Annotated in this window: 15 protein-coding genes and 2 tRNA genes; 6 read left to right on the top strand and 11 right to left on the bottom strand. The window is 41.1% G+C overall.

The features are described 5' to 3' along the window. The first annotated feature begins 221 nt into the window (after window positions 1–221). On the top strand, window positions 222–1,346 hold the full coding sequence (locus tag HYW79_00785; GenBank protein MBI2635063.1) for a hypothetical protein: 1,125 nt from the start codon (window positions 222–224) through the stop codon (window positions 1,344–1,346). Here HYW79_00785 and HYW79_00780 read toward each other — a convergent pair. Further along, window positions 1,335–2,435 (bottom strand): hypothetical protein, encoded by a 1,101-nt coding sequence (locus HYW79_00780; GenBank protein MBI2635062.1) that lies wholly within the window; start codon window positions 2,433–2,435, stop codon window positions 1,335–1,337. The genes HYW79_00785 and HYW79_00780 overlap by 12 nt on opposite strands. A 148-nt stretch (window positions 2,436–2,583) precedes the next feature. On the opposite strand from HYW79_00780, the gene HYW79_00775 reads away from it, so the two are divergent. The 3 genes from HYW79_00775 (at window position 2,584) to HYW79_00765 (ending at window position 3,751) form a co-directional block, all read left to right on the top strand. Further along, window positions 2,584–2,766, top strand: a complete 183-nt coding sequence (locus HYW79_00775) for a hypothetical protein (GenBank protein ID MBI2635061.1) — start codon at window positions 2,584–2,586, stop codon at window positions 2,764–2,766. A gap of 37 nt (window positions 2,767–2,803) precedes the next feature. Beyond that, window positions 2,804–2,980 (top strand): hypothetical protein, encoded by a 177-nt coding sequence (locus HYW79_00770; GenBank protein ID MBI2635060.1) that lies wholly within the window; start codon window positions 2,804–2,806, stop codon window positions 2,978–2,980. 222 nt (window positions 2,981–3,202) lie between these two features. Further along, a complete protein-coding gene (locus HYW79_00765) occupies window positions 3,203–3,751 on the top strand; it encodes a hypothetical protein (GenBank protein MBI2635059.1) in 549 nt (182 codons plus the stop codon). 98 nt (window positions 3,752–3,849) lie between these two features. Here the strand turns inward: HYW79_00765 and HYW79_00760 are convergent, their stop codons facing one another. From HYW79_00760 to rpsO, 4 genes are all read right to left on the bottom strand, one after another. Next, window positions 3,850–4,224, bottom strand: coding sequence for a hypothetical protein (locus HYW79_00760; GenBank protein ID MBI2635058.1), 375 nt, complete (start codon window positions 4,222–4,224; stop codon window positions 3,850–3,852). 12 nt (window positions 4,225–4,236) lie between these two features. Beyond that, window positions 4,237–6,348, bottom strand: coding sequence for a polyribonucleotide nucleotidyltransferase (locus HYW79_00755; GenBank protein MBI2635057.1), 2,112 nt, complete (start codon window positions 6,346–6,348; stop codon window positions 4,237–4,239). A 103-nt stretch (window positions 6,349–6,451) separates the two neighbouring features. Then, window positions 6,452–6,991: an NYN domain-containing protein gene (locus HYW79_00750; protein MBI2635056.1), complete on the bottom strand. Its 540-nt coding sequence runs from the start codon at window positions 6,989–6,991 to the stop codon at window positions 6,452–6,454. Continuing rightward, window positions 6,992–7,258 carry a 30S ribosomal protein S15 gene (rpsO, locus tag HYW79_00745; protein ID MBI2635055.1) on the bottom strand — a complete coding sequence of 89 codons (267 nt, stop codon included), beginning with the start codon at window positions 7,256–7,258 and terminating at the stop codon, window positions 6,992–6,994. 130 nt (window positions 7,259–7,388) lie between these two features. On the opposite strand from rpsO, the gene HYW79_00740 reads away from it, so the two are divergent. Next, a complete protein-coding gene (locus HYW79_00740) occupies window positions 7,389–8,285 on the top strand; it encodes a tyrosine-type recombinase/integrase (protein MBI2635054.1) in 897 nt (298 codons plus the stop codon). A gap of 57 nt (window positions 8,286–8,342) precedes the next feature. Here HYW79_00740 and HYW79_00735 read toward each other — a convergent pair whose 3' ends face one another. The 5 genes from HYW79_00735 to HYW79_00715 form a co-directional block, all read right to left on the bottom strand. After that, entirely contained in the window at window positions 8,343–8,645 is a 303-nt protein-coding gene (locus HYW79_00735; protein ID MBI2635053.1) for a hypothetical protein, read from the bottom strand. A 142-nt stretch (window positions 8,646–8,787) separates the two neighbouring features. Continuing rightward, window positions 8,788–8,861, bottom strand: a tRNA-Val gene (locus HYW79_00730). 170 nt (window positions 8,862–9,031) lie between these two features. Beyond that, window positions 9,032–9,104: transfer RNA gene (locus HYW79_00725), tRNA-Val, on the bottom strand. Between the two features lie 54 nt (window positions 9,105–9,158). After that, a complete protein-coding gene (rocD, locus tag HYW79_00720) occupies window positions 9,159–10,394 on the bottom strand; it encodes an ornithine--oxo-acid transaminase (GenBank protein MBI2635052.1) in 1,236 nt (411 codons plus the stop codon). A 183-nt stretch (window positions 10,395–10,577) separates the two neighbouring features. Then, a complete protein-coding gene (locus HYW79_00715) occupies window positions 10,578–10,982 on the bottom strand; it encodes a YraN family protein (protein MBI2635051.1) in 405 nt (134 codons plus the stop codon). A gap of 152 nt (window positions 10,983–11,134) precedes the next feature. Between HYW79_00715 and HYW79_00710 the strand changes: the two genes are divergently transcribed. Next, window positions 11,135–11,953 (top strand): CDP-alcohol phosphatidyltransferase family protein, encoded by an 819-nt coding sequence (locus tag HYW79_00710; protein MBI2635050.1) that lies wholly within the window; start codon window positions 11,135–11,137, stop codon window positions 11,951–11,953. Window positions 11,954–11,983: 30 nt separating this feature from the next. On the opposite strand, the gene HYW79_00705 is transcribed toward HYW79_00710, so the two are convergent. Beyond that, window positions 11,984–12,595, bottom strand: a complete 612-nt coding sequence (locus HYW79_00705) for an HIT family protein (protein ID MBI2635049.1) — start codon at window positions 12,593–12,595, stop codon at window positions 11,984–11,986. Between the last annotated feature and the right edge of the window lie 1,350 nt (window positions 12,596–13,945).

Raw genomic sequence — 13,945 nt, 5'->3', positions numbered from 1 at the left:
GTCTGCTTTCTCTATCCTAATGTCCTTGTTCCGCTCTGCGGTACAAGACCTAAATTTTTGAAAAGAGCTAATCAATTTTGGCTAGCAGATAGCCTTTTCCCAGTACGAATACCAGGATAACTTTTAACAGATCAGAAACGAGGACTTATAATAAGCTTAGCACCATGTTGTTGTTTTGTCAATAACCAATTATCCACATGGCCATGGTATATTATGTTTGTATGTTTAAGAATATTTTAATCATCGCGTTGTTTATCGCAGTTGCAGGCAGTACAGTATTTTATTTTATTGGTAGTACGGAGCAAGGAAAATCTGAAAAAGAACCAAATCAATTAACAAATTTAAAATCGCCAATAGATGACCCTGTTAAGTTAAAAATTTCTAAAATGTCTTTGGATGAAAAAATCGGGCAAATGATGATTATCGGCTTTGAAAATGAATATGTCGATAGCCATGTTGAAAAGATGATTAAGCAGTATCATGTTGGCGGCATAAATTTACTGGGCCGTAATGTAGAAAATCGAAACCAAGTCAGAAAACTCATTAGTGATTTACAATCAATTTCTCAAATTCCGCTTTTGATTGCCACCGATCAAGAAGGAGGGGTTATGGTGCGTTTTAAATTTTTGAGCGAATTAACGCCGCAAAACAAAATTATCAGCATAGCTCAAGCAGAAAGCGTCGCTTTTAAAAGAGCGCAAGAACTGAAAGAATTAGGCGTGAATATGAATTTTTCGCCGATTCTGGATTATGTTTCGGATAAAAATTCTTATCTTTATCATCGGACATTTGAGACTACTCCTGAAAACAGCGGCAAATTAGGGGGAGCTATGGTAAACGGCTATATCAAGGGCGGCGTAATGCCGGTTGTTAAACATTTTCCGGGATATAGCGACATTTTATCGGATCCTCACAATAATAAAGCGTTGCTAAGAATCAATAAGGAAACATTTGACATTAACCTGGTACCATTTAAAAAAATACTGCTTGACAGCCGGGTTCCTGCAATTATGACTGCCCACATTGCCATTCCTTTTATAAGTCAAAAACCCTCTACGCTGTCTTCAGAAATGCTTGGTGGTATTTTGAGAAAACAACTTCAGTTTGAGGGCGTGATTATTACCGATGATCTTGAAATGGCATCGGTTGGAGGCTCAATCGAACAAGTTGCCGTAGATTCTATTAATGCCGGCGCGGATATGCTTATCAGTACTTTCACGCCGGAAAAACAAGTTAAAATTTTAAACCAATTAAAAAAAGCCGTGCTCAATAAGGAGATTACGGAAAAGAGAATCGATGAATCCTTGTTTAGAATTCTAAGGCTAAAGAGTTTTTTATCTGGTTAAATTTCCGAGTGAAGCCTCGAGACGCTTTAAGTAATCGGCGGAAATGCTTTGTCCCGTCAAGTCTTGCAAAATTACAAACATTCCGGCACTGGAAGTCGATAAAATAACAAAGTCGTTATAGATTGTGTAGCTTAATGAAGCGTACGGGACATTAATGTTTAGATATCGGACAGGTTGATTGATAAATAAGTAAGATTTAAAAGATTTTATTGTTGGTAATTTAAAATCTAATAAAAACAAAGGGTACATATCGCTTATTAAGCTGGTTTTTTCCCAATCTTGCAGCTGGGTTTGAGCCAAGTCTCGGTTTTTGGTTTTTAAAATCAAAATTGGCCGCACTTCGTTTTTTTGCTGGTATAAGTGATAGAAAAAAGTAAAAGCAAATTCATTTTCATAGTTTGACAGAAAATTCTGTGGAGCGAAGATAGACATCAAGTCAAAGAATTCTTGAGCAGTTATAGATTTCCCCAGGTAGGTTACTTTAATTTGTTTTACCGAAGCGCGTGTCTCGCTTACAGCCGCTTCAGATTGTAATGCTTGAATTAGCGCGCCCGGTGTTTTTGAAGACAAATCAATTGTCACCGTTTTGTTCGGTAGTTTATTGAAGAATTTTATGGGTGCTGTTGTGGTAGCGGATGGCGTTATAGGAAATCCGGGAACAGTGGTTGTGGCGCTAGGCGTAATAACGGGTGGCGCCGGCGGTTCAGTTTGAATAAAAACTTTCCAATAGCCATAAAGTCCAAAAATCGTGATTAAAATTACGCCCAATCCGATGGCGCCAATCTTAATCAACGCGGGCATAGCTTTATATATAGGTCTCGCGGGGATTTCAGTGATCTCCTTTGGAGGAATAATTTTTTGCGGAACAATTAAAATAGGCGGTTTAGTTTTCTCTTCTATTTTTGGCAGTGGCGGGAGCGTTGGCATTTGAGGTGCCTTGTATTGCGTCTCTTTAGAAATAGATCCCGCCGGCATTACCGGAATCGGTTCCTTCTCTTTTTTTGGACGAGGATTGTTCAAGTCTTCCAGGTCGCTTTTCATTGTCCGAATAACAATATTTTCGTCTTTTTGTGTAGTTGGGTCTGCCATTATTTTTATTATAACATAAAAACCACCTCGCAGCTGCAGGACAATGTTGTTCGTTTATCCACAGCAACATAAAACTTGAGTTTAAAACTGTTGTGTTATAGACTCTGTTCACAGCACTTTTTCTGTTTTTTAACAACGAGGAGGCGTTATGAAAAAAACTGTCCAAGAACTGCGAAAAGCCGTTGAGAAAGAAATAAAAGACCATAAAAATTGGTGCTCGCCAAGATGTGATACATTTTTACCTCAAGCGTATCGAGAAGCTCGCCTAATCTCTGGCTATAGCGCGACAAGAGTTAAAAAAGATTACGATATGTGCCATGTTTTCAGATAAGCCCCTGGGGGGCACTCTTCAACTCCAAGGAGGCAACATGAAAACAGAGTATCGGCGTGATGCGCAAGGTAAATATCTTGTACTCCGGATTCGTTCAAGGGGCTTTGAGAAAATAATTCCTGTTGAAGATGTTGGTAAATTTGCTTGTGATCACGATACTTGGACAAGTGACGATAAGCGTTGCTGGGATTGCGGAGCTAAAGTTAGAAGATAAAATAACTTCTTGCCGGTGGGATATAATTCCAACGGCTTTTTTTTGTTTCTATTTTCTATCTGCGGCATCCTTCAGCGACAAACTGATTTTTCTATTTTTGTGTCTATTGCCAATTACGGATATTATTCCGATCGGTTGAAAATCCGTAATCTTTGTGATATTATTTAAATTTAAATAATAAAAAAAATTAAATTATCAAAAATAATAAAGTAAAGGAAATACATGAAACATTTAGGACCGGCAAGTAAAAAAGTTTTACTTCTCTTAGAAGCTGGATTTGCTTTATCTTTAACACGTCGGCCAGATCATTATTTTCGTATTCTAAAGAAAGTTTCTAAAGAATGGGGAAAAATAAATGAGCGGTATTTAAGAGAAGCAATAAAAAGATTGTACCGATCAAAGCTTGTTGACTATAAAGAAGATAAAGACGGAACGGTTATGCTTACTTTGAGCGCAAAAGGGAAAAGCAGAATTTTAAAATATGATTTGGATAAAATAGAAATTAAAAAACCAACGCAATGGGACAAATTATGGCGTTTAGTAATTTTTGATATACCCGAAGATAAAAATGTTGGGAGAAAAGCCCTGGCAGCTAAGTTAAAAGAGCTTGGCTTTTACCCAATGCAGAAAAGTGTATTTATTCATCCATATGAATGTAAAAATGAAATAGATTTTATTGTAGAAATGTTTAACCTCGCTCCCTACGTAAGATTTTTAAGAATTAAAGATGTTGATATTGAGTTAGATCTTAAAGAGAGATTTCGTCTATAAAAATTTTTATAAAAAGAACTTTATTTATTTTTGCACTTACTTCAAATTACGGACATTATTCCGATCGGTTGAAAATCCGTAATTTGATTGAGAAGTATTTATTTTGATCTCACCTGCTGCTCCGCATCCGCAATCAATTTTTGTATCGCTTCATCTGTTGTCATGAGTTCTTTTAACAATTCGTGCCGCTCCGAGTTATTGAGAAGCTCCATAAGATGTTTAAGTGTCTGCGCTGAACGAAGTTTATCCTCTCCAACCGATTCTCTAGCTTTGTTAAACAAAACTCTTGCGAATTCGCTTTTACGCTTTTCCAAATCTTCTAGCCAAACCTGATAACTCGGATCTACGCTCAATGGAAGATCGCCCGCGTCCATCGCTTTTTTCCACATAGAATTTATTACACGTTTTGCGTCACTTAATAGATGTTTCTCACTTTCTTCGTTAGTTTCAGATTTTGGCAAATTCTCGTTCATATTTTATATTTCTTAACTCACGTCTTTTAACGACAAACTGATTTTTCCGCCTTCAACCCTCTTTATTTTCACTGTTACTTCGTCGCCGATGTTTACGATGTCGGTGACTTTTTCTACTCGGCGCGGAGCGAGCTCCGAAATGTGTATCATTCCGTCTTTTCCGCGGCCAATTTCAACAATGGCGCCAAAATCAAGAATTTGAATTACTTTACCGGTGACGATATCGCCGATTTTGTACTCTTTAACGATATCTTCAACCATTTGTTTGGCTTTGAGCCCGCTTTCTTCATTTTCGGCGGTTATGAAAATTAAGCCGGAATCTTCAATGTCAACCGTGGCGCCGGTTTTGGCGATGATATCGTTAATCACTTTGCCGCCCGGGCCGATAACCTCTCTAATTTTGTCAACATGAACTTGCATGGTAATAATTCTTGGCGCGAGTGGCGATAATTCTTTTTTTGGCTCGGCGATGGTTTTTGCCATATGATCCAAAATTTGGAGCCGCGCTTTTTTTGCCTGCGCCAGGGCTTTTTCGAGTGTTTCTATATCCACTCCATCAATTTTTACATCCATTTGCAGGGCGGTAACACCGTCGCGCGTGCCGGCCACTTTAAAATCCATGTCGCCATAGTGGTCTTCCGGGCCTTGAATGTCGGTTAAAATTTTATGAACGTTTTTCCCGTCGCTCATCAAACCCATGGCGATGCCGGCCACCGGTTTTTTAAGAGGCACGCCGGCATCCATAAGCGCCAATGTTGAGGCGCAAGTTGATGCCATAGATGAAGAACCGTTGGACGATAAAACTTCGGAGACGATTCTTATGGCATAAGGAAATTCTTCTTTTTCAGGCACCATCATTTGAAGCGCTTTTTCGGCTAAAGCGCCATGGCCTATATCTCTTCTTTTCGGCCCGCCCATCCGGCCAATTTCTCCGACCGAAAAAGGCGGAAAGTTATATTGGTGGACAAAGTGTTTTTTAGTGCTTATTACCATTCCCTCAATAATAAGTTCATCGGAAGGAGCGCCCAAAGTCAAAACCGACAAAACTTGGGTTTCGCCTCTCTGAAATAGGCCGCTACCGTGGGTGCGGGGAAGAAACGATATTTCAGAACTTAAATCTCTCAATTCGTCGAGAGATCTCCCGTCTGGCCTCAATTCTTTTTCCAAAATATTTTTATGAACCATTTTATCAACTGCCTTTTCAAAAAAGTTTTCTGCCATTTTTACTTTTGATTCATCAATGGTATTGATATAAGCCGTCAATTTTTCTTTTAAAACGTCTAAATTCATCCACAACTGCGTTTTTTTCTTTTCGTTAAGAGCGCTCTCAAGAGCGTTGTCTTCATTTAAAAATTCATTTGCTTTTTCTTCTAGTTCGCTATCGGTAGCCTCAAGAACAGCCGTCGCTTTTGGTGTATTAAAATCACCGGCGATCTTTTTGATAAACTCAACGATATTTTTAAGAGTTTCTTCGGCGAATTTGAATCCTTCCAAAAGTTCTTCTTCTTTTATTTCAGATCCGCCGGCCTCGATCATATTTATTTTTAAGTCCGGAGAGACCGAAACAACTAAATCGGTAATGCCCGATCGGCGTTCTTCAAAACTCGGATTCAAGATCCATTTTGAATCGGCGCGACCAATTCTTACAGCCGCGATAGGCCCGTTCCACGGGATGTCAGAAATCGCAAGAGCTATCGAGGAAGCGATCATGGCAACGATATCCGGGTCATTTTTATCGTCTACCGAAAGAACCGTGGTGACAATTTGAATTTCATTGCGAATACTTGTATCAAAAAGCGGACGCAGGGCCCGGTCAATCAAACGGCCGTTTAGAATGGCTTCATCCGAAGGCCGGCCTTCCCGCCTCATAAATCTTGAGCCCAAAATTTTGCCGCGGGCATAAAACTTTTCTTCATAATCAACCGTGAGCGGCATATAATTCACTCCGATTTTCTGATTTTTTGACATTACGCACGTTGCCAAAACTACCGTATCACCGAGTTGTGCGGTTACGGCGCCATTAGCTTGACTTGCCAGTTTGCCTATTTCAATTTTTAGCGTCTGGCCGGCTCGTCCCGCTGATGGCGGGGCAAAATCCAGAGAATATTTTTTTACTTCCTGCATATTTTTTGCAGGTCCGTCTATAGATTTTAGGTCAGCACCTAAAGGTCCTGAACTACCTATCCACAGACGAACCATTAATTATTATTTTATTTAATTTTTTTAATTATTTTTTCATTGGTTTCCGTTTGGATTTCTTTATTGGGATTGTGAACTTTCTTGGGTCGGCCGACATGTCGATAAAATCATCCGCCGCCTCTCTTAGCTTTGCCGAAGTAGATCTGCCAAAAGCAATAACCTCCACTTGACGGCCCCTTCCTCTTAGATAGTCAACCAGCGGGACAAAGTCGCCATCGCCGGTACCAAGTACTATTGAATCTATCGTGAATTCGCTAAGTCGAATCGCGTCTACCGCCATTCCCACATCCCAGTCGCCTTTTTTCATGCCGCCGGGGAAAATTTGAAGATCTTTTATCTTTGTTTCAATCCCCATTTTGGTTAATGCTTCAAAAAACGCCGATTCTTCCCCAGTTTCGGTTTTTATCACGTAAGCCAAGGCGCGAACCAACTTTCGGCCCGCCAAAGCTGCTTCCAGAACTTTGGAAAAATTTACCCGGCCATTGTAAATGTTTTTTGCCGAGTGGTAAAGGTTTTGGACATCTATTAAAATCGCGACACGCTGGTCTTTATGTTTTATTATTGGCATTTACTTTTTTAATCCCACCTTTTTAACCAAAGTGTTATATCTTTTTTCGTTGGTTTTCTGCAGGTAGCTCAAAAGCTGTTTTCTTTGGGAAACCATTCCCAAAAGCCCGCGCCGCGAGTGGTTGTCTTTGGCGTGTTTTTTGAGGTGTTTTGCCAATCTTTCGATTTCTTCGCTTAAAATGGCAATCTGGACATCAGTCGAACCGGTATCGGTCGGATGAATCTTATGTTTCTCAATAATTTTTGACTTTTCCTTGGTTTTTAGCATCGTATGAAGATAATATCATATAATTCTAGTCTAGTAAAGATTATAAAAATGTAGCTCCTCCGGCGATCGCCGGAGGAGCTACATTTTTCTGTCGTTGTAGAATGTCGGAAAATATTTTATTATCAAAATAATGACAAACATAGGCGAATTGCTAAAAGACTATTTGGATTATCTGGAAATAGAAAAAAACCGGTCAATTAAAACGCGGGTGAATTACGAACGGTATTTAAAAAAATTCTTTGAGTTTTCTAAGGTTTTAAAACCGGAACAAATCACACCGGAAATGGTCAGGCAATACCGTCTTTGGCTGAACCGGCAGGCAAATCAGGACGGAAGAGGGCTTAAAAAGATCACCCAGAATTATTATTTAATAGGGCTTAGGAATTTTTTAAAATATCTGGCACGGCGGGATTTCAAGGTTATGCCGGCCGACAAAATTGAGCTGGGGAAACAATCGGAGAGGCAGGTATCTTTCCTTGAAGGGAACGAAATTGAGCGCCTACTAACATCTCCAACCAACGCTCGTGATAAAGCTATCTTGGAACTATTATTTTCCACCGGACTGCGGGTTTCTGAACTTTGCAATTTAAACCGCGATTCGGTCAACCTTAAATCCGGCGAGTTTTCGGTGCGCGGCAAAGGAGATAAAGTCCGCCTGGTTTTCATCTCCGATACCGCCAAAGAAGCGCTAAAAAACTATTTGGAAAGACGAGAGGACGTTGACGAGGCACTTTTCATCAGGCAAACAAAAAATCCGGCCAAGACCGATAATCTGCGGTTGACAAGCCGAAGTGTTGAACGGTTGATGAAGCATTATGCGGCTAAAGCCGGGCTTTCAAAAAAAGTCACGCCCCATACTTTGCGCCACTCGTTTGCCACAGATCTTTTAATGAATGGCGCCGATATCCGCTCGGTTCAGGAACTTTTGGGACACTCAAATATAACCACGACTCAAATTTACACCCACATAACCGATAAAAAATTAAGAGAAGTCCACAACGCTTTTCACGGAAAACAGAGAAAATAAAAACCCCATAAGACAACGCTTGTCTCACGGAGTGTAATACTGGGACTTTTAATCTTTTTATTTTTCCTGTCCCAATACTTCGCTCATATCTATTTCACCCCTCACAATTAGGGCATTCTGCCGATTACAGTCAATCTTTTTGTCCGGATTTATCTCTCTGTAAAGTTTTTGCCAGCAATCACGCTGTTTACGAGTTTCTTCTAACTTTGATTCAAGCTCCGTGTTTTCTTTCAGAAGTTCGGCGGCTCTTTCAAGTTCTATCGCCAAAAGACCCTCTAATTTTTTTATTTTCTTCTGAGCTTTTACAAGCTCGGAGTTGTCAGATTTTCTAGAGGCCGCTTTACCAACAGATGTCGCCATTTAGTTCCCTCATTTACATTTGAAAAGAGCTATCGGATCTAATTTTTCTATTATAACTTCTTATTTTTGTTGTGTCAAATATCAAATTTTGATGGGCGTTCGAGGGATTGAACCTCGGACCTACTCGGTGTCCCGCACAAAGTGGGCGCACTCCGATTCGAACGGAGGGCCTTCGCAGTGTAAATGCGACGCTCTAACCAGCTGAGCTATGCGCCCACTTTAAGCGGGATTGCGATTTGTTGCTAAAAATTCTACAAGAACTTGAATTTTTAGACAAATCGGGAATAAACGAGTCGCTCTTCCGGGGAATTTTTTAACGCTCGCTAAAGCTCACTAAAATTCCCGCCAAAGCCAAACATTTGGCTTTGGCCCACTTTGCTAAATTATGGGCGACATAGGATTCGAACCTATTGCCTTCTCGGTGTAAACGAGACGCTCTGCCGATTGAGCTAGTCGCCCTATGGCTATAAATTTACATAATAAAACCTCCAAATGCAATGGAGGTAAAATTTATTATGTAAAAACTTTTTGGATTTTTGAAAGCGCAAAATCAAGCTCTTTTCTAGTGATTGTAAGGGGCGGGCTCATGCGAATGGTATATTCTCTAGTTTCTTTGCAGAGTATTTTCTCTTTATAAAGCTCTTTGCAAAATTCATGAGCCGTTGGGCCGCTATGGTGAACTTCAATGCCAATCCAAAGACCAAGTGCTCTTATTTCTTTAATGTGCGGACTTTGCGCCGCCACCTTGTTAAGCTTATTTTTAAAGTAAAACCCTAATTCAGCCGCTCGCCTATCCGGCCGACGGCGCCGCATAAAACTTAGCGAGGCCCGCGCCGCGGCGCAAGCCAAAGGATTGCCGCCAAATGTAGAACCGTGATCTCCCGGATCAAGAACATCCATTATCTCTTCTTTGCCGACAACCGCGGAAATCGGAAGTCCGCCGCCCAAGGCCTTGCCCAAAATTATCATATCCGGAACAACATTATCGTAGTTGCAGGCAAACATTCTACCGGTTCGGCCAAAACCGCTCTGGATTTCATCCAAAATAAATAAAACATTTTGTTCATCGCAAATTTTCCTTACTTCGGAAAGGTAGTCATTGGGCGGGATAATAACTCCGCCCTCGCCTTGTATCGGTTCAACTAAAAATGCGGCTGTATTGTTATTAATTGTCTTTTTTAAAGCGTCTACATTACCGAAAGGAACGATTTTTATGCCTGGGATTAGCGGACCAAAGTATTTTTTATATTGATCTACTGTTGACATGCTAATAGCGCCGAGAGTTCTGCCATGAAAGTTGTTTTCGCAGCAAATAATTTCTGCTGTGTCATAGGCAATACCTTTTGCTAAATAACAGTAACGCCATTTACGCGCTATTTTTATAGCCGTTTCAACCGCTTCGGCGCCGCTATTCATAGGTAAAACTACATCAAGTCCGTTTAAGCCAAAATCGTTGCAGAATTTGGCCAAGTCATGGGCAAAAAGAATTTTCTGCTCTTCCCAGAAACAATTGGCGTTGCACAAAATACCTTTGGCAATTTGCCGTAATATTGCCGTATTTGCCGATTTATTGCCGTAACCGGAGTTTGCGGCAGAATAGCAAGAAAGCATATCAAGGTAGGTATTACCATTAACGTCTTCAAGATAACAGCCATGTCCTCTTCTTAAAACAAGATCATCCGGTGGAGCGTAATTTCTGGGCAAGTGCTTATGGGCTAATTCAACTAAACGTTGCGTTTTCTTTCCCATTTCAGAGACCCTTCTCTCTTAAAATTTTAAAGTTCTGTTTATGCTCATAGCATATAACTTTAAACTTTGCTGTCAACACCCACTATTGATGTCCGACATCAATAGTTTTGCCATCCCGCAGTTGCAGGGCAAGCCTCGCCCAATTTCTGGGCGGAGGGGTGGGTAAGTTGGGGATAAGTGGATTTAATTTAGAGCAATGTTTTTGATGTGCTCAATTTGAGCATTTTTTGTTTCAAAGTCTAGTTTTATTGCCAAAACGTCAATTCTCCAATCTTGACTTTCTGAAATTTCATGTTCTTTCATGTAAGTTGCGACAATTCTTGATAATTGGTGTTTTTTATGTCTTGTTATATTTTCTTCCGGCCGCCATTCAAATCTTTGGTTTTGGGTTTTGACTTCAAAAAAAACCAGTTCTTGGCTCTTTAGAGCCAAGAACTGGTTTTTACCAACGTTTTCCGATGCGATTACGTCAATTTCGCCCCATGGCTTGCGATAATTGCGAGTTAAAATGCTATAACCTTTGTTTTCAAGGTATTTTACGGCAATATCTTCACCTAATCTTCCTATGTTTTGTTTCTCGGTGGTCATTGTTTCACGTGTAACATTATCAAATGTTACACGTGAAACATATCATTTGTGGTGAAAAAAAATCAATTTACCAGCTGGCAGATTGATTTTTTTTCACATTTCGTTTACTCTTTTATTAAAAATCAGACCCTTAAAAACTTGGAGGGACAATAATGGCCGAAGAGGAAAAAGAGAGCTTGCCCGCCGACTTGTCCGCCAAAGCCTTGGCGTCAGCGGAAGCTTTAACGAAGGAGGGATATTGGACACCGCTTGAGAAAAAGTGGCGCGACCGGTTCTTTAAGCGGACAAAAATAACCGATATTTTTGCAGCCATAGGAATAAGAGCAAATCATTTAACCGTGGTGGGATTCGTTGTTCTTATTTGGGCGATTTTTGATCTGTTTTATTTTGGGGATGATGTTGGGCGTCAAGTATGGCTTTTAGCTTTTGCGTGGATTACCGATCTTTTAGACGGCCCAGTCGCGAGAAATAACAATGAAGTTACAGCTTTGGGGACTCTCTTGGATCATACCAGAGATTTTTTACTTATCTTATGGATGATATTTTTAAGCATTTACGCGACAAAATCGTTTGGATGGCCGGCATTATTTATTATGAACACGATTCTACTAGTCACTGCAACATGTATGTTTTTGATTTTGCTGGGTACGTGGCTTTATCAGCGAGAAAAGCGTCGCGAAAGGCGGGATCAGCTGTATTTTGAGTTTATGCAAGAATTTCTGCTAAATGACTTAGTAACGACGATCGGGGCGCGGTTTCACACCGGTCTTACCGCTTTCAGCATGATTTTCTATTTAGCCGGCATAATATGGAAAAACAATTTTTACCTTTATACAGGTATTATTCTTCTGATAATTCAACTTGTTTCTTTAGGATTTTATCTTCATGAGGTTTTTCAAGCGGAATATGAAGATAAAATGTACAAAATACGCCTGTTATTAAGGAATAAAAAATTAAAAAACCCAGAATAGCGCTTGCTATTCGGGTTATTTTTTTAAAATTCATGAAAAATATGGCTTAAGGCGGCTAACGGTCTCCTGCCACAGTTTTTTGTCGGTTTCAGGATCACAATCGCGCCAATTTGCGCGCTCCGGATGGCCAACAAGTTCGGCTGCAATTAGCCGTAAATATTGCAACGGCGCTGGCGGATCAATAACGGTCTTCAACAGGTTTTCCGGGGTGCTCCAAAGGAGATACTTTTTTCCTCCCATTGCATCATAAGTCCATCGAAGCAGTTTGAGCGAATCTAAGAAGCAGATCTGCGCGTTGGGAAAATCCCGATAGATTCTGCCGCACATGCGAATCCGGGCGGGTAAAAGATGAAGATGGGCATGTTGAATCGTCTGGCCCACAATGCCATGTTCAAAGATGATAGGTCTTACGCCGTACTCTACCTCTGTGTAATCGCTTGCAATGCGCGATATGTCGTCCATTTTAACAATCTCTTGCTCTTTCATCGCTCCGGCGCAAGGTACATGCCGCTTGGGGATTATGAGAACATAGCCGCCTTCTGTTATTTGGCCAATGGTAGCTATTAAGTACCAATCTTCCGTTTCGGCAATAATACGCTCCTCAATCTTGGTTCGGTCGCAGAAAACACAATTGCTATTCATGTTTTCCCCCAATTTTAAAGTCCAATTTCTTTGAGTTGAAGATTAACAATTACATTGTTTCACGTCAAACAATGTTTCACGTGAAACAAAAAATCAGCATTTCTGCTGTTCGTTGTATCAAATCTTATGAAAAATTTTCTTTTAGATGATAGCAGAAAAATTATTTTTCTGCTATCAAAAGTTCTTTGTAAAAATGAAAAAGGCCCCGCGTGGTGATGTTGCTACCACGGGGGCCTTTTGAGTTGAGAGGGGCGAGTTAGTGTCGCCAACCGGAGGGAACTGCCCAGATCTCCAGCGTTGTGTTGGCGTTGGCATCCCAGCGACTCCAATCGAAGTTGATCTGCTTGAAATCGTTGGGGATCGGCGCCTGAATGGTAATCCAAGGGCCGGGCTTACCAGAATCGTCCGGCAGTCTGACCTCCATGCGCCACGCATGAAGCAGTTGACCAGACCGCACCCTGGTTGTCGGACCCTTGTACTTTCGGTCTCCGACGATCGGTGCACCGATCGACTTCAGGTGTCGCCGGATTTGATGAGTCCGCCCGTTTTGGACTAGCTGGCATTGAATCAACGCCAACGATCCAGAACGCTCAAGCACCGTGAACGCAGTGATTGCGGACTTACCCTTGAGGGGCGTGTCCACAACCTTCTCGCTCCACGTCGGGTTGTTGATGAGACAGACAGGTAGTTCTTTCGCGTGATCTGGTGCCAGTTACGCATCAGATAACTGATCTGCCGTTTTGAAGCACCAGCTAGATTGATACCAGATGTGTACTGATCGATCCGATGAGCGACATGACCGCCAGGGTGGTGTGTTCGTAGCAGTTCCCACAACTCCGGGATATCCGAAGTCTTGGGTCCCTGACTGCACATCCCGGGCGGTTTGTTTAGCGCCAGAATGCCGTCGCTTGAGAACAGCACTCCTACTTCCATCGGCTCCTCCTTTGGTTTGCGATTTTGAATCGTGTGTCCTACACGACCACGACGAGGTCTAACTCGTTATAAGCAGTGCATTAAATATCTGTTAGCGCAACAAGTGGTGTTTCAGCCACTCAATGCGCTGCTCATTTCAAAATCTCAAGGAGATTCGCTCGCAAATTTGCAAAGAACAAGAGCAAAAATTGATCTAAAACTACATCAATTTTTATATCTTTATTATAGCAAATTTACGTCAGTTTGTCAAGGTTTTGGGCATAATCAAAAATATGGCCTAAAACCTCAATAATTATGCCCAAAACCTTGTCATTATTTGAATTTTGTTTTCTTAGAAAACAAAATAGCCTCTTAGGGCTTGTTCAAGAATTGCGCCACCATTTTTCCGCGCGGAGCGCGGGAGCGAGACGGGCAAGG

The organism is Parcubacteria group bacterium, from assembly GCA_016186325.1.
Taxonomy (GTDB): domain Bacteria; phylum Patescibacteriota; class Minisyncoccia; order UBA10092; family UBA10092; genus JACPHB01.
Note: the sequence above shows the minus strand (reverse complement) of the source record. Positions and strands in the feature narration are given on the sequence as shown.